General features: G+C 60.9%; 19 protein-coding genes. 4 read left to right on the top strand and 15 right to left on the bottom strand.

Translation table 11 applies throughout. The features are described 5' to 3' along the window. Positions 1-111 precede the first annotated feature (111 nt). Positions 112-621, top strand: coding sequence for a potassium channel family protein (locus LGT41_RS09205; protein ID WP_274126584.1), 510 nt, complete (start codon positions 112-114; stop codon positions 619-621). A gap of 40 nt (positions 622-661) precedes the next feature. Here the strand turns inward: LGT41_RS09205 and LGT41_RS09200 are convergent, their stop codons facing one another. The 9 genes from LGT41_RS09200 to LGT41_RS09160 all read right to left on the bottom strand — a co-directional run bounded on the left by LGT41_RS09200 (position 662) and on the right by LGT41_RS09160 (position 8187). Next, complete coding sequence (locus LGT41_RS09200) at positions 662-1369, bottom strand: ferric reductase-like transmembrane domain-containing protein (protein WP_274126583.1); 708 nt, start codon at positions 1367-1369, stop codon at positions 662-664. Positions 1370-1400: 31 nt separating this feature from the next. Further along, complete coding sequence (locus LGT41_RS09195; RefSeq protein ID WP_274126582.1) at positions 1401-2717, bottom strand: APC family permease; 1317 nt, start codon at positions 2715-2717, stop codon at positions 1401-1403. An 86-nt stretch (positions 2718-2803) separates the two neighbouring features. Continuing rightward, positions 2804-3286, bottom strand: a complete 483-nt coding sequence (locus LGT41_RS09190; protein WP_274126581.1) for a c-type cytochrome — start codon at positions 3284-3286, stop codon at positions 2804-2806. Positions 3287-3390: 104 nt separating this feature from the next. After that, on the bottom strand, positions 3391-3996 hold the full coding sequence (locus LGT41_RS09185) for a type 1 periplasmic-binding domain-containing protein (RefSeq protein WP_274126580.1): 606 nt from the start codon (positions 3994-3996) through the stop codon (positions 3391-3393). Further along, a complete protein-coding gene (locus LGT41_RS09180; RefSeq protein ID WP_274126579.1) occupies positions 3993-6356 on the bottom strand; it encodes a copper-transporting P-type ATPase in 2364 nt (787 codons plus the stop codon). Before LGT41_RS09180 ends, LGT41_RS09185 begins: the two co-directional genes overlap by 4 nt. Positions 6357-6364: 8 nt before the next feature. Next, entirely contained in the window at positions 6365-6799 is a 435-nt protein-coding gene (locus LGT41_RS09175) for a c-type cytochrome (protein WP_274126578.1), read from the bottom strand. Between the two features lie 108 nt (positions 6800-6907). After that, on the bottom strand, positions 6908-7273 hold the full coding sequence (locus LGT41_RS09170; RefSeq protein WP_274126577.1) for a DUF5676 family membrane protein: 366 nt from the start codon (positions 7271-7273) through the stop codon (positions 6908-6910). Positions 7274-7364: 91 nt separating this feature from the next. Beyond that, positions 7365-7949 carry an EF-hand domain-containing protein gene (locus LGT41_RS09165; protein WP_274126576.1) on the bottom strand — a complete coding sequence of 195 codons (585 nt, stop codon included), beginning with the start codon at positions 7947-7949 and terminating at the stop codon, positions 7365-7367. Positions 7950-8022: 73 nt separating this feature from the next. Next, positions 8023-8187 carry a hypothetical protein gene (locus LGT41_RS09160; protein ID WP_274126575.1) on the bottom strand — a complete coding sequence of 55 codons (165 nt, stop codon included), beginning with the start codon at positions 8185-8187 and terminating at the stop codon, positions 8023-8025. 147 nt (positions 8188-8334) lie between these two features. Here LGT41_RS09160 and LGT41_RS09155 point away from each other — a divergent pair, with 147 nt between their 5' ends. Continuing rightward, positions 8335-8799, top strand: a complete 465-nt coding sequence (locus LGT41_RS09155) for a hypothetical protein (RefSeq protein ID WP_274126573.1) — start codon at positions 8335-8337, stop codon at positions 8797-8799. Positions 8800-8808: 9 nt separating this feature from the next. On the opposite strand, the gene LGT41_RS09150 is transcribed toward LGT41_RS09155, so the two are convergent. The 6 genes from LGT41_RS09150 to LGT41_RS09125 form a co-directional block, all read right to left on the bottom strand. Beyond that, positions 8809-9504 (bottom strand): CBS domain-containing protein, encoded by a 696-nt coding sequence (locus LGT41_RS09150; protein ID WP_274126572.1) that lies wholly within the window; start codon positions 9502-9504, stop codon positions 8809-8811. A gap of 54 nt (positions 9505-9558) precedes the next feature. After that, positions 9559-10404 carry an enoyl-ACP reductase FabI gene (gene fabI, locus LGT41_RS09145; RefSeq protein WP_274126571.1) on the bottom strand — a complete coding sequence of 282 codons (846 nt, stop codon included), beginning with the start codon at positions 10402-10404 and terminating at the stop codon, positions 9559-9561. Next, on the bottom strand, positions 10397-10630 hold the full coding sequence (locus tag LGT41_RS09140; RefSeq protein WP_274126570.1) for a hypothetical protein: 234 nt from the start codon (positions 10628-10630) through the stop codon (positions 10397-10399). Before LGT41_RS09140 ends, fabI begins: the two co-directional genes overlap by 8 nt. Then, positions 10627-12408, bottom strand: a complete 1782-nt coding sequence (locus LGT41_RS09135) for a DUF3141 domain-containing protein (RefSeq protein WP_274126569.1) — start codon at positions 12406-12408, stop codon at positions 10627-10629. Before LGT41_RS09135 ends, LGT41_RS09140 begins: the two co-directional genes overlap by 4 nt. Continuing rightward, on the bottom strand, positions 12401-12733 hold the full coding sequence (locus LGT41_RS09130) for a hypothetical protein (RefSeq protein WP_274126568.1): 333 nt from the start codon (positions 12731-12733) through the stop codon (positions 12401-12403). The genes LGT41_RS09135 and LGT41_RS09130 overlap by 8 nt, the downstream gene beginning before the upstream one ends. Before the next feature lie 91 nt (positions 12734-12824). Continuing rightward, the gene (locus LGT41_RS09125; RefSeq protein WP_274126567.1) at positions 12825-13451 is read right to left on the bottom strand and encodes an RNA polymerase sigma factor; all 627 of its coding nucleotides are present in this window, start codon (positions 13449-13451) and stop codon (positions 12825-12827) included. Positions 13452-13939: 488 nt separating this feature from the next. Here LGT41_RS09125 and LGT41_RS09120 point away from each other — a divergent pair, with 488 nt between their 5' ends. Together LGT41_RS09120 and LGT41_RS09115 are read left to right on the top strand one after the other, a co-directional pair. Beyond that, on the top strand, positions 13940-15280 hold the full coding sequence (locus tag LGT41_RS09120; RefSeq protein ID WP_274126566.1) for an SAM-dependent methyltransferase: 1341 nt from the start codon (positions 13940-13942) through the stop codon (positions 15278-15280). Positions 15281-15422: 142 nt separating this feature from the next. Then, positions 15423-15911, top strand: a complete 489-nt coding sequence (locus tag LGT41_RS09115) for a hypothetical protein (protein WP_274126565.1) — start codon at positions 15423-15425, stop codon at positions 15909-15911. Positions 15912-15917: the final 6 nt, after the last annotated feature.

Genomic DNA, 15917 nt, shown 5'->3' with positions numbered 1-15917 from the left:
CATTGCCCCAAAATTTGCACCTTTTCGATGAGTCATGGCATAGGGTATTTTCAAGACTGGAAATGCAAGATTGCCCCCGTGTGGCCGCTCACATGACGAAAGGAAACCAAGGTGCTGCTTTCCATTACGCTTTCGGCGCTGGCATTTCTTGCAACAGCGGTCATGCATCTTGCAATGCTGCGCTGGTGCAGCAATGGCATGGCCAGACTGTCAATGCGGGCATCGACGCGCATCCTTGCCATAATGAGCTTGCTTTTTGTCACCCATATGCTGGAAATCGGGGTTTTCGCACTTGCCTTTGTTGTGGCGGAACGCGGGCTTGGCCTGGGCTCTTTCGCCGGCGAGCCGATTGTGACGCTGCTCGATTATTACTATTTTTCGGCCATCACCTACACGTCGCTTGGCATCGGCGATATTTTTCCCATCGGGCATTTGCGCTTTCTGACCGGGGTCGAGGCGCTGATCGGGCTGTTGCTCATCGCCTGGTCCGCATCATTTTTGTATGCGACGATGAACCGGCTCTGGGTCTGGCAACCCTGCGCAAACCCGGACGGGCCGCCGCATGACATGTCGCGCCAGCCACCAAAGGGGCAAACGCGGCCCGATGATGGCGGCGCATAAGCGCAACGCTTGCCCGGAACCGGCAAGCAACGGGCTTGTATCAGCTCGCCCGCGCCCGCCCGCCCCGTGGCTGGATCGACTTGCGCCATGTCACGGTTGAAGCCGCAATCTGCAACAGCACCACGGCCAAAACCAGCGCCACGAATGGCCAGCGCGCCCAGTTCGGTTCTGGCGTTGCGCGGTGGTAGTCGAGAAAGTGGAAAAACAGGAAATAGGCCGTGTGCAACACGGAAAGCCACCACAGAATATAGGTGCCCTGCTGAACATATTTCCAAACGCTGCTGCCCAGCCAACGCTGGCTGAAATCATTCGAGGTGACGGCCAGAACGATACCGTAAAGCAGCGCCACGATGCCGATGAGATTGGCCAATGCGAAGCCGTGATTGACCATGACATATTGTTGCAGCTGCGGGTGGAATTCAAAGCCGAACAGGCGCATCAGATCAAGCGTGACCCAGCCGAACAGGATGATGGTGGCATGAACCAGCGCCAGCACAATCGCATAAATGCCCAGTTCACGGCGATAGGGCAGATAGCGCGACGCTGCGCGCCAAAGCCGCGACATCGGCCCGATCGCCATTGCCAGCGCGACAAGAACCAGCGACATATCGCCAATGGCCCGGTTCCATCGGTGCATGGACGACCATTCGGCGCGGCTGTAAAGCAACAGCCCCGTGCCAAGACCAGACAGGACGATGACGACGAGGTGACGCTTCCACCAAGTCCATTGTTGCGAAGTGGTTTTCAAGGCCTGCGCTCCCCCGGGTTGAATTCCAACGCTATTGCGCGGGTTGGTCCATCCAGCCGCGCAGATAAACACGTTCAAATCCAAAAACCACGGCAATTGCAACCAGGGCATAGATAACAATTGCGGGATCACTTTGCAGTTTCATGGCCGTGAAGGCGGCCAGCACCACCGCATCCAGCACAAGCGCCGCGAGCAATACCGCCCCCGAGGCGCCGATTTCGGCGCGGCGATAGCGCAAAACGCCCCAATGCACGGTCATATCCATGACCAGGTAGAAAAACGCGCCCAGCGAGGCGATCCGCCCAAGATCGAAGAACACTGCCAGCGCCGAAGCGATGACCACCGTATAGACAAGCATATGGCGCCGGATATTTCCGGACATGCCAAAATGACTATGCGGGATCATCTTCATGTCGGTCAGCATCGTCAACATGCGTGAGACGGCAAACACACTGGCCAGCACGCCCGAGGCCGTGGCCACCGCCGCCAGCAGCACGGTCAGGAAAAACCCGACCTGCCCAAGCGCGGGGGCTGCCGCCTCGGCCAGCGCATAGTCACGCGCGGCGATGATCTCGTCAATCGTCAGGCTTGCCCCCACGCCAAAGGCCACAAGCAGGTAAACCACAACGCAAATTGCGATGGAGATGATGATCGTGCGGCCCACATTGCGATGCGGGTCGGTAATTTCGCCGCCACTATTGGTAATGGTCGTAAAGCCCTTGAAGGCAAGAATCGCCAGCGCAACCGAGGCAACGAAGCCAACAACGCCAAAGGAATTGCCCGCCTGTGATGCTGCGGCAAACTGAAAGCCGCTGGACCAAAGCGCCGCAATGCCAAACAGCGCGATTCCACCGATCTTGATTGCGGCCATGATCAGCGAAAACAGCCCGACCGAGCGGTTGCCGGCGATGTTGACAAGAAAGGCGAACAGGATCACCGCCACTGCCAGAACGGGCACGAGCGGCCCGCTGGTAATGTCAAAGGGCCGCAGCACATAGGTGGCGAATGTGCGCGCCACCAGGCTTTCGGCAATGACCATGCTCAGCGCCATCAAAAGTGCCGCACCCGCGGCAATCGCCCCGGGGCCATAGCATTTTTGCAAGATCATCGCGATGCCCCCGGCCGAGGGCCAGGCATTGGACATTTTGATATAGCTATAGGCGCTGAAACTGGTGACGATGGCGCCAAGAATGAAGGCCAGCGGAAACAAGGGTCCGGCCAATTGGGCGATTTGGCCGGTCAGTGCGAATATCCCCGCCCCGATCATGACCCCCGTGCCCATTGCAACAGCACTGCCCAGGCTGATCGAGCCTTTGCGATAGGTCTCATCCTTGTGGTTATGCTGCATCCTGCCCCACCTTCCTTATCTTGTCTTGTCGTGTTCAGGTTTTGGCACAACGACGCAGCAAAGTGCAGCCCCGGCTGAATGCCGGCCTAGTCATGATCCTCGGCATCGTCACCCGCATCTTCCATATGGGCCATCATGGCTTTGATATTATCAGGAATATCCGCTTCGGAAAACCGGGCCTGCTCTTCGGCATCATGCACGAAGGCGATGATTGCGGCCAGTTCATCGCCTTCCAGATAGATCACATCGCCCAATTCATCGCGCTGCAACTCCACCATCGTTTCGGCACCGCGCCACATGCGGGCGGCAAAGTCGAACGGGTTCATGGGCAGGTCCATGAATTCGGCATCCAGCATGGGCGCATCCTCGCCGCCGACACCGTTGATCGAGTGGCAGACAACGCAGCCCGTCGAGGCAAAGAGCTTGCGCCCCTCGGCTGCATCCATTTGCGGAATCACAAGCCCGCTGGACAGAAGTGATTGCGTGTTCTGGCCATGATTTTCCGCGCTTGCGGGCAAAACGCCCAGCATTGCAAAAGCCGCTGTCAGGGTTTGCACAGATCGTTTCATCGAATCCTCCTTGTCGTGATTGCGTTTTGTTTGGGCGCCAGTTCTGCTTTTGGTGAACAATGCCCGCGCCCGGCCCCGAAAGCGCGGTCAATCCGGCATCATATTTACTGCGTTCCCCGATTCCAGTTAACACCGCCCTCGGTTTCGGCCAGAGCCGTGTCCAGCGCCGCGCGGGGCGAAACGCCGCCAAGTGGCCGGATGGCGATATCCAGACGCCGCGCCGCATTGTAGCCCTGTGCCGCTGCCACGCTCGGTTCGGCGCCATAGGCGCTGCGGTAGCGTTGCGCAAAACTGCCGGCACTGTCATCGGCGGCCCAGCTGTCAGGCAGCGCGCCCGATGGCACCACACTGCCCTCAAAACCAAGTTCGGCCAGCACGGCCGCGGGAACGGGCGCATCGCCCAGAATGACCATTACATCGGGCGGAATCTGCGCTGTGCCGTTCAGCCCGGTGACCGACGCGGCCATCGCCTCGGGCAGTGGCAGAATCTGCACATCGACACCGCCAAGATGGCCATCCGAGGTTTCCGCCGGATGCCCGTCACGCTCGTCCGCGGCCAACAGGAAACCATTGACCGCCTCGGCAAGCCGCTGGGCGCGGTTTTCGCCCGTCACATAAAGCGCGGTTGTGAATTCATGCGCCATTGCTGCATTCGCGACAAGGCCAAAGCCAAAGGCTGCAAGCGCAAGCCGCGCAAGATGTCGTTTCATATTTTGGTTCCTCTCAACCGCAATGCGTTCATGACCACCGAAATGGATGAGGCGCTCATCGCAAAGGCCGCAAACATTGGGCTGATCAGGATACCAAAGAACGGATACAGAAGGCCTGCGGCCACCGGCACGCCAGAGGCGTTGTAGATCAGCGCGAAAAACAGGTTCTGGCGGATATTGCGCATGGTGGCACGCGACAGGCGCCGGGCGCGCACGATCCCGTCAAGATTGCCCTTGATCAGTGTAATGCCCGCACTTTCGATGGCGACATCGGCGCCGGTGCCCATTGCGATGCCGACATCGGCCTGGGCCAGCGCGGGCGCGTCATTCACCCCGTCGCCCGCCATAGCAACCTTGCGGCCCGCCTCTTGCAGCTCGCGGATGATCCGGGCCTTGTCTTCGGGCAGAACATCGGCGCGGATCTCGTCAATGCCCAGGCGCGCACCAATCGCCTTGGCCGTGCGCTCGTTATCACCGGTGGCCATGATGATCCGAAAGCCCAGCGCGTGCAGTGCTTTCAGCGCGGCAGGCGTTGTTTGCTTGACCGGGTCAGCGACGCTGACCAGCCCGGCAATCTTGCCTTCCAGCACGACAAACATCACGGTTTCACCCTCATCGCGCCGCGCATTGGCCTTTTCGGTCAGCGCGCCGCCGTCAAGCCCCATGTCCCTGATCAGCGCAAGGTTCCCCAGTGCAACCGTGCGGCCATCGACCATGCCGGTAACGCCCTTGCCGGTTACAGCCTCAAAATCGCTGGCATTCACCATGTCAACGCCGCGCTCCTCGGCGCCACGCACAATGGCCTCGGCCAGCGGATGTTCCGAGCCGCGCTCCAGCGAGGCTGCCAGGCGCAGCACCTCGGCCTCGTCATGGCCGGGTTCGGGCAGAACGGCAACCAGCCGGGGCTTGCCTTCGGTCAGCGTGCCGGTCTTGTCCACGATCAGCGTGTCGACCTTCTCGAACCGCTCCAGCGCCTCGGCATTCTTGATCAGCACCCCGGCCTGCGCACCACGGCCCGTTGCGGTCATGATCGACATGGGCGTGGCCAGCCCCAGCGCACAGGGACAGGCGATAATCAGCACCGCGACCGCCGCAATCAGCGCATAGCTCAGCGCCGGGTCCGGCCCCCAGATCGCCCAGGCGATGAATGACAGTATCGCGATTAAAATCACCACTGGCACAAAGAATCCGGCAACCTTGTCCGCATATTTCTGGATAGGCGCGCGGCTGCGCTGCGCGTTCGATACCATCTCGACGATTTGCGACAGCATCGTGTCGGCCCCAACCCGTGTTGCCTCCATCACCAGGCTGCCGGTGCCGTTGATCGTGGCCCCGGTCAGCGCATCGCCTTCGGTTTTTTCAACCGGCACCGGTTCGCCCGAAATCATGCTTTCATCCACCGATGAGCGGCCCTCAAGCACCGCGCCATCGACCGGCACCTTGTCACCGGGGCGCACGCGCAGACGGTCGCCAACCTGCACGTCTTCCAGCGGAATTTCTTCTTCGCTGCCATCGTCACGGATAATGCGCGCGGTCTTGGCCGCCATATCGAGCAGCGCGCGAATGGCCTTTCCCGTGCCTTCGCGGGCGCGCAGTTCCATCACCTGCCCCAGCAAGACAAGGGTCACGATCACCGCTGCGGCCTCGAAATAAACGCCGACATGGCCTTCGGCATCACGAAAACCGTCGGGGAAGATTTCCGGTGCCAGAACCGCAACGATGCTGAACAGCCAGGCCGCCATAACGCCCATGCTGATCAGCGAGAACATGTTCAGGTTCATCGTGCGGAACGAGTTCCAGCCACGCACCATGAAGGGCCAACCGCTCCAGAAAACCACGGGTGTGCCAAGCACAAGCTCTATCCACAGCGTTGCGCGCTCACCGAATATCTCGCGCACGCCGGAAAACCCCAGATAGGGGGCCATTGTCAGAACCAGCAGCGGAATGGTCAGCACCGTGCCCACCCAGAAGCGGCGGGTAAAATCCACCAGTTCCGGATTCGGCCCGTCTTCGGCCATCGCGGCGGTCGCCAGCTCCAGCCCCATGCCGCAGATCGGGCATGATCCCGGCTTTGGCTGCCGCACCTCGGGGTGCATCGGGCAGGTGTAAACAGCACCCCGATGGCTGGCTGGCACGGTGTCATACCGCCCGCCCTTTTCACCGCGCGCGGTGGCTGAATGCGCGTGCGCAGCATGATCATGGCCATGCCCGTGTTCGCCATGCTCACCCGCCTGATCGGCGGGAACAAGGTGCATACCGCATTTCGGGCAATTCCCCGGCCCGGCCTGCTGCACCTCGGGATGCATCGGGCAGGTATAGACCGTTGGGCTTTCAGCGGGGTTGGAGGAAGAATTATTCATCTGTAGTCCTACATGTTATGAGGGCGCGTTACGATACCGTTTGCCTGTTGAAGTTCGCGGATATAAGCAACGATCCGGGCGACTTCGGCGCCAGTAACCTGTTGCGGCGGCATGTTTCCAAATCGCCAGTGATGTGCCTGCACCCCGTTCCTTGCGGCGCGTTGAAAGGCCTCGTCGCCGTGATGGCCGGGATTATAGATGTCGTTGACAAGCGCCGGCCCCTGCGCCGTGCCCTGCCCGTTCTGTCCATGACAGGCTGCACAAACAGCATTGTAATAGCGTTCTCCCTCCTGTGCCTCGGCCGAAAGAGCGGGCACGACAAAGGCACCTGGTTGCGCAGTGGCGTTGGCCTGCTGTTGCGATGCGGGGCGAAGCGCGAAATAAGCGCCTAGGGCCACAACGCCCGCCGCGGCAATGACAAGCAAGCTTTTGCTGGTTATCATGAATTCGGCTCCTGTCCTAGAATTGCTAATCAGACGCGACCAGGCGCGCGCCAAAGGCCCGAGCATATCGCACAGATTTTCCGCCAAACTGGCGGCGCCCGGCGGTGATCACGGGCTGCCTTTTGTATGTGCAAAGGCGTTGAACAGGCCACCGAAGATCAGCGCGGCATACCAGCCGTAAAGAAAGCTTTCGACCAGGCCGATGGCAAAGCCCAGCGGGGTCAGCCAGACGAAGCCGGGCAGCAGGCCCGACCAGGATTCATACATCGCATAGCCCGGGAAGATCAGATCGAAGGCAACGCAGACCAGATAGGTGAGCGCCAGAAACAGGCTAAGCGCCCAACCCAAGGGAATGACGGGCAGGCGCGCGCCCTTTGCTTTTGCATCCGTGCCCATGACGCAGGCACCGCATGTCATGCGCAAGGCCAGAAACAGAAGTGCGGCAATTGCCGAAAAATATAAAATGGGCATCATGGCTTGCTCCTTTCGAAGGCCACGCTGATCAGACGACATGCTTTGCTGTGACGCGCGCCGGGCAAGCAGGCTGGCCCGGCGCCGGTTTTCTTCAGTTGCTGGCACCATCCATCGGCATATCGCCCATATCGCCACCCATCGGCATATCGCCGGTATCGGCACCCATCGGCATCCGCATGGCGGGGGCCGTCATTTCAGTCGGTGTGACCGCGCCGTCACCGTCGGCGTCAAGATATTGGAACCGATCAACCATCATCTCGCGGATCATGGCGCTGTGAAGGGTTTCGAATTCGTCCAGCGACAGGCTGCCATTGCCGTCGGCATCAAACTCTGTCAGCCGTGCCTGCATCGCGGCGGCCGCATCCTCGGCCGAGGCCATCCCCATCGCGCCAGACCCCATCATCATCTGCATCATGGTGCCATCCATGCCGCCCATGCCTGCCATGCCCGACATGCCGCCGCCCATCATGCGGCCATGCATACCCATCATCATGCTCATCATCTTTTGCATCATTTCAGCCTGCGCACCACCCATCGGGCCAGATGTGCCATCGGCTGGCCCCATCGCCCCGCCAGATTGCTGCGCAGCGTGACCATGATCATTTTGCGCAAAAGCTACACCAGTTGCGCCCAGCAACAGCGTGGCCGAAGTTGCGAGCATTTTTAGCGTTTTCATTGCCATTTTCCTTTTGAAGTTCTGTCTTCGTCCAATGCGGCGCGGCGTTATGCAGGCCGCGCCGCAGCAAATATCAGTTGGAGCCGCAACGGCAGCCCGAGCTGGCCGCCTGTTCCGGCTGCTTTTCAGCCACGGGCGGTGCGGCCTTCTCGGCAGCGGGCTTGCCATGCCCTGCGCCGCCGCAGCATCCTGTTGCGGCATCGCTGTCCTTGTTCTGATGATTTAACGGGTTGCCCATCTGAACCTCCTTTGGTTTGTGTTCATTCTGTAGACGCCGCACGGTGAAATATATTACAGGAAGAACGCGGTTTTCCTGAATTGAAGAAACCCGCCCGGCAGATGCGCCACCAATCCCTGACGGCGCCACCGCTTCGAGGAGACCGAATTGTCCGCACCCATGCCAAACCGGCCGCGCATCCCCGTGGAAGCCGATCTGCTGATCCTGTCCTTTGTCGGTCATTTTGCCTGGGAGCTGCTTCAGGCGCCGCTGTTTTCGAACCTTAATGACAAGGGCCATATCGCCGGAATCCTGATCTGCCTTCAGGCCACTCTGGGCGACCTTGGCATCGCGCTTGCAGCCTTTTGGGCGGCATCGGTTGCAGGGCGTAGCCGGCGCTGGGTTGCAAAGCCGGGCATTCGCCCTGTGGTGGTATATTTTGCAACCGGGCTGCTGATAACGGTCGTGTTCGAATTTGTAAGCGTGGAAATTCTCAACCGCTGGGCCTATGCGCCCGATATGCTGCTTTTGCCCGTGCTTGGCACGGGACTTTCCCCCATTCTGCAATGGCTGGTCATTCCGGCGCTGGTGCTGTGGTATCTGCATCGCCTTGCACCACCAGACGTTGCGTGATCCCGCGCCTCAGATACCGTAAGACCAGGCTGGCAGGCGGCCCATCTGCACATCCGTGCTGCGCACACCGGGCACATTTTCCACGGCAACGCGTATGGCCTTTTCCTGGGTATCGCTGTCGGCAACGCCCCATAGCACGACATGCCCGTCCTTGACCGTGTAGGTGATCAGATTGACCGCCACCTCGGGAACCTCTTTCAACGCCGCGTCAACGCGCGTGCGCAAGGCCCGATCATCTGCCGGCGGCGTTTGCAATGCCTGATCGGGAACCGATGCCAGCGCCTGAAGCAGGTTGGCGCGGCTGACGATGCCCACAACGCGCCCGTCGCGCAGCACCGGCACCCGCTTGATGCGGTGCTTGTCCAGCAGGCGCGCGATTGTGCCAACCGGCGTATCTTCTTCAACCGACACAATTTCGCGGCTCATCACATCGGTGACGCGCTGGCTGTTGAGCATCACGAAATCATGTGCGGCATTGCCCGGCCCATCCAGCAGTTCCAGCCACCAGGACCGGCGTGGCGCTTCTGGCGCGCGGATGCGGCGCATCAGATCGCCTTCGCTGATCAGCCCTGTCAGGCCGCCATCGGCATCGACAACCGGCAGCGCGCTGATGTGATGCTCAAGCATCAGGCGCACAGCTTGCACGATTTTGGCATCTTGCGGGATTGTAATGACAGTCGTGGTCATGATGTCGATCGCTTGCATGAAATCATCTCCTTTTGCACAAGCCTCGGATTGCCGAATATGGCTGGGCACGGTTCAGCGCACAGCCTCTGGCGAAGGGCGCGGCGCATCGGCATGAACCGGGCCTTCAATGTGAACGCCCGCATCCACATGCAGCACCTCACCCGTGATGCCGCTGGTATAGTTGCTGGCAAACAGCAAGGCGGCGCGACCCACCTCATCAGCCTCGATATTGCGCCGCAAGGGGGCGCTACGGGCGGTGGCGGCCAGCAAGCCGGAAAATCCGCTCAGGCCCGAAGCCGCACGGGTTTGCACCGGCCCCGCCGAAATGGCGTTGACGCGGATATTCGCCGGCCCGAGTTCATGCGCCAGATAGCGCACACTGGCTTCCAGCGCCGCCTTGACCGGCCCCATCACGTTGTAATTTTCCACCACACGCTCGCCCCCAAGGTAGCTGAGGGTGATCAGGCTGCCGCCAGCCTGCATCAATGGTTCGGCCAAACGCGCCATGCGGATCAGCGAATATACCGAAACCATCATCGCCTCGGCAAAGCCCTCGGCCGAACACTCGGTCAGGCGGCCATGAAGGTCGGCGGGCGGCACGCTACCCACGGCATGAAGAATGAAATCGAGCTTGCCCCAGCGCGCGGCAATGGCATCAAACACCGCTTCAAGCGCATCGGGCGCGCCAACATCACAGGGCATGACGATCGGCGCTTCAAGCCGCGCAGCCAGGGGCGCCACATAGGGCTGGGTGCGCGCATCGCGATAGGTGATCGCCAGGTCTGCCCCGGCCTGCCGGAAATGCAGGGCCGCAAGCCAGGCCAGACTCCGATCATTGGCGATGCCCGTGACCAGACCCTTGCGGCCCGACAGATCCAGCAATTCCGCCGGATCGCAGCATTCAGGAAAATCAGGCATCTTTGGCCGCCGTCTTGGTCTCGGGCTCGGGCTCGGTCCCGTTCCCGGTCTCGGTTCCGGGCGCGGGCTTTGGCTCAATTTGGGTGTCGGCTGTGTGGTCGTGCGCCGCGTGCTGCGCATCGGTCGGCCCATGCTTGTGCCCGCCATGCCCGTGCCCAAACATATGCATTGCAACCATACCGCCGATCAAAAGCAGCAACAGCCAGTTTTCAGCAAGCCATGTCATTTTGTGCGCTCCTTCAAATCTGCCCCGGCGTTTTTGGAAGCCGGGGTCGATGTTTCGCCCAATGGCTCAGCGCCAAACAGCGCGCCAAAGACATGGGCAAGCCAGGCGTCGCGCCCCTTTCGCCACGCCGCCAAACCCTCGCCCATATGCGCCAGCAGCGCGCGCTCGGACATGAGTGCGGGGTGATCCTCGGGCAGTGGCGCGCGTGACTGGCGCAGCGCTTCCGCCGTAGCTTTGACAAGCCCCATCCAGGGGTTCACCCGTTCGGAAAACATGGTTCTGCTCCAGCGCATCGGGTGCAGGGCGCGCAGGGCTTCGGCACTGGCCGGTGATGTTGCGGCCTTTATCCAGGGGCTGGCAAACAGGGTGTAGGCCGTCTCGTTGTTTTGCGAAATCCGCGCCACGTGCGACAGCGCCACATCATCATTGGCGATGCCAAGATTTTCAACTTCGCGCGACACAAACCGCACATCCGGCGCCCCGCGCTGATCGTGTTTCGGCTGATCGATCTGCATTTCGTATAGGCCCGGTGCCAGCGATTCAACCGCTTCCAGATGCGCCAGTATCGCCCGATGCTGAAGCCGCGCGACCGACCCCGAAACAAAAATACCCAAATGCCCGACCGTTTCATGCGTCAGATAGACGATGCGCTGCCCCGCGGCTTTAAGCGCGCCCGTATCGGGGTAAAGCCGCGCAATCCACCCCAGCGCCTGCTGCGGCGGCGTGATATTGTCACCCTCCGAGGCGAAGATGACAATCGGATTGCTGATCCGCCGCAGGTCTATGCTGCAATGCGCATCCAGGGCCATTTCGCCCCGTTCCAGCCGGTTGCCGATGAACAGGTTCTGCGTGATGGCAAGAATCTCTTCGCGGCTCAGCGTGTAATAGCCGTTCCACCAGCGTTCGAATTCCAGAAACCGCGCGCGCTCGGTATCTACATGGTTGAAAAGATTTGCATATTTTTCCCAGATCGCCTTTTCGGGTTGCAGGTTTTCGAAATTCTGCGCCAGCCAGGCACCGTCAAAGCGCCCATCATCCAGATCGGCGACCAGATGTGCCGCCCAGGACCCGCCGGTAAGCGCGCCCATCATCCGCATCGGGCTGGTTTGCGCCGCGCCCGACCAATAGCTGAGCGGCGAGCCGTTCAGCACGATGGGCCCGACCAGCCCCTGACAATCGGCGGCCAGCAGGGTGGCGGCCCAGCCGGCCTGGCAATTGCCGTAAAGAACGGGGGTCGCATTCGGGTGGCGCCGGGCCACTTCGGTCACGAAATCCCGCAACGCATAATGCACATCGGCAAGGGTCTGGCCGGGCATGGGTTCGGGGAAGAAGATTACGAAATATACCGGGTGCCCCTCGTGCAGGGCCATGCCGACTTCGCTGTCATGCTTGAAGCCGCCAATGCCCGGCCCATGCCCGGCGCGCGGGTCGATGATGATGACGGGCGGCTTGGTCTCGTCCACGCAATCATCCCAGCAGTCTTCTCCCGCCCGCGTGATGCGCAGCAAGGCATAATTCGCAGGCCGTTCGAAGCTGCGCGCATCCAGCAGCAGTTCATAGTCGAAATCCAGAAGCGGCGGCATTCCCTGACGTTCATGCGCGATCATGTTATCGGCACGTTCGCGCAGCGTATCAAGAAACAGCAGCCAACGCTCCATCGCGTCAATGACATAAGGTGGTTGCGCGCCCGGCTTTGCGGCTGGCACCGGTTTGGCGCCTGCCGGTCCGGCTTTGGTGCGCGCGGGTTTGGTGCGCGCAAGGCTCAGTGGCTCAGTCATGGTCAATCTCTCCTTGCGGCAAGGTTTTCTTGCGCGGCGGCTTTGCGCCCAACACGCTTACAAGTGTCTGCGCCATATCCGCGCGCAAACCGGCCAGCAGATAGGTTGCATCGCCATAGCCCAACCCAAGTTCGCGTGCGGCCAGTCGGCAGGGCTGGCTCAAGATATCAACACGATGCACCAATGCCCGCGCGATGGGGGCATCGGCAAATGCGGCGCAATTGGCGCAGGCGCATGTCATGCGCGACAGGAATTCCGGAATGTCGGAATTGCGCAAAAGCGGCGGTGCAGAAGCTGAATTTTCGGTCTCGTGTGGTGCTGGCATGGTCTGGATACTCCCGCATTGGTGCCCTTGGCCCGGTTGTAGAAGTAGACGTCAGACACTGGCCAGCATTACAGAACCACGCCTGCAAGGCTCAGGCCGGCACGGGTTCGGGCGCGCAACTGCTGGCATGAGTGGCACTCTCGCAGCCCTCTGGCGGGCAGGAACAGTCATCCCGGTCATTCTGGCAACAATCGCCGCAATGCTGTGTCATCGCCTTGCGCAAGGCGGCACGCGCCCGGTGCAGACGAACGCGCAGCGCATTGCGCGAAAGGCCAAGGTCTTGCGCCACGCTTTCGCGGCTTTCCTCACCAACATCGATGCGCCGGATCAGCTCGGACTCTGTTGCGTTCAATTCGGAGATCAGCCCGCTATGACAGGTGCAGACCCGCGCCATTTGTGTTGGCGCATCTGCAATCCAATCCTGTGGCTCGCGCGCGACAGCTTCGGCCAGGCGGTTACGCCTTGTGCCTTTGCGGTAGTGATCGTTCAGCGTAGAGCGCAGGATCGCATAAAGCCAGGCATCCATCCGATCAACATCGCGAAGCTGGTGCTTGCGTGCCAAGACGCGAATGCAGAAATCCTGCAACACATCTTCGGCATCGGCCCGGTTGCCAAGCCGCTTGACGAGGAAGCCCATGAACGCACTGCGCCCGTTCAGCAACGCGCGTTCCGGCGATGTATCCGGCGCCTCTGGTCGATAGCTCTTCTGCGGTAACATCAGGTAACAGCCTTTCCGACAACCCTGCTCATAGGTCGTCTTGAAATTGCGTATAGCCCGCGCACCGTCTTATGACATTGATCTGCATCAACCGCTTCAAAACCTGCTGTGCCAAGCCATTGCGGCGGACCGATCCGGTCCGGCTCCTGCTATGCGCGCAATGCTGGTTGGCTCAGCCAGATTTTGGCAACATCCATTGCAGATCACGGTCGTAAGCTGGCGCAGCAACGCCAGCGCAAGGTGATCATGGCCCCGACTCATCTGGGCGGTGTAAACGACACGACAGACGAAGACTGCGACGTTACAGAAAAACTGCGTGCGCGAAGAAATGCGCCGCTGCATCGAACACGGTAAACAAAATTTGCCGCTTCGCCCCTTGAAGGTCTGGCAACATTGTTCTGTAATGTCACGTGGTTTCATTCGTCTGTTTTGATGGACAGGGGCCAGACATGCCCCGTCCGGATTTAATGAACGCGGAGGCAAAATTCATGTCCAATAGCGAAATCACACCCGATGAACGTCTTGACGCGCATGACGGGCACAAGAAAACGCGGCGCGGCCGGTCCGGACGGGGGGCCATGTGGCTGCTGGCCAAAACCCTGCACCGCCTGGTGCGCAACGGCCGCCTGACAGTGATCGATGCGCAGGGTGGCACCTGGCAGTTTGGCAGCCAGACCAGCCCGGCGGTGAGCATTCGCCTGGGCACTGCACGCCTGCCATCGCGGCTGCTGGCCAATCCAAGCCTTGCGCTTGGCGAGGCGTATATGGATGGCACGCTGCGCATCGAAAGCGGCAGTCTGCGCGATTTTCTGGCGATCTGCATGTCCAATATCGATGCGCTCGATGCCCTGCCCGCCCGGCGCATCAGGCGCTGGCTCGACCAGCGCATTGGCCGCAAGCTGCACCATAACCCGATCAGCCGCGCCTTGGCCAATGTGGCGCATCACTACGATCTGTCAACCGCGTTATACGACCTTTTTCTTGATACCGACCGGCAGTATTCCTGCGCCTATTTCCCGACAGGCACCGAAACGCTGGACATGGCGCAAGCGCTCAAGAAGCGGCATATCGCCGCCAAGCTGCGGCTGGAACCAGGCCTCGATGTGCTGGACATCGGTTCGGGCTGGGGCGGGTTGGGGCTGGAGCTTGCCCAGGCGCATCAGGCCCGCGTGACCGGGCTCAGCCTTTCGGCAGAGCAGATTGCGGCCGCACGGGCGCGCGCGGCGCAATCAGGCCTGTCAGACCGGGTGCGCTTTGAACAACGCGACTATCGGCAAGAGCGCGACCAGTATGACAGGGTTGTGTCGGTCGGCATGTTCGAACATGTCGGGCGCAGCGGTTTTGATGCTTATTTTTCAACGCTGAACCGCGTGCTGAAGCCCGACGGCGTTGGGCTGGTTCATGCCATTGGCACAATGGAGCCCCAGGGCGGCAGCGACCCCTGGACCCGCAAATACATCTTTCCGGGTGGCTATATTCCAACCCTGTCTGAAACCATTGCCGCGATCGAGCGCGCGGGGCTTTGGGTGACCGATGTCGAAATCCTGCGCCTGCATTACGCCGAAACCCTGCGCCACTGGTCTGAACGTTTTGCCGCCAACCGTGCGGCTGCGCGCACGCTTTACGACGAGCGGTTCTGCCGCATGTGGGAGTTTTATCTGGCCGCCAGCGAAATGTCCTTTCGGCACGGGCGGCTGATGGTGTTCCAGATCCAGCTCGCCAAGCGCCGCGATGCCGTTCCGCTGACGCGCGACTATATCGCCAAAGCCGAAGCGGATTACGCTGGCACCATTCGCGCCGATGACACCGCATCCGAGTGCAAAGGATGAACGGCAAAAATCCGATCAAGGTGGCGGTAAACGGCTATGGCGTGATCGGCAAGCGCTTGGCGGATGCGGTGGGGCGCGGCACGCTGTTGCGATGCGCCACCGACCCGTGGGAAAGCCATTTGGGCGGCATCGTGAACACGTGGTGCCCGAACCCGAAATCCCCAGCCATCAGGGCCCCGATGCGCAAAGCGTTGACCCCGATCTGGATGTGATCACGATGGCGGTCAAGGTGCCGCAAACCCTTGCGCATCTGCATTACTGGGCGGTGCGGATGCCGCGCAAGGCTTCAAAGGACGAGGTGCTGGCGGCATTTCGCGCGTCGTCCCGCATTGCCCTGATCCGCATGGCCGACGGGTTGGACGCGCTCAACCCGGTCAAGGAGATGATGGCCGATCTTGGCCGGCCCAATGACAGCCTTTACGAAGTCGCCCTGTGGGAAGACATGCTGAAGGTCGAGGGCGACGAACTTTTCTATGCCTATATGGTCGACAATCAGGCGATTGTAATTCCCGAAACCATCGACGCAATCCGCGCCCTGACCGGGGCCGAGCCCGACGGCGCCGCATCGATTGCGCGCACGAATGCAGCACTTGGTGTTGGTGCGTTCACAACGGGCGCATCGGCGCAATAGGCCGGG

Source organism: Abyssibius alkaniclasticus (genome assembly GCF_020447305.1).
Lineage (GTDB): Bacteria > Pseudomonadota > Alphaproteobacteria > Rhodobacterales > Rhodobacteraceae > Abyssibius > Abyssibius alkaniclasticus.
Note: the sequence above shows the minus strand (reverse complement) of the source record. Positions and strands in the feature narration are given on the sequence as shown.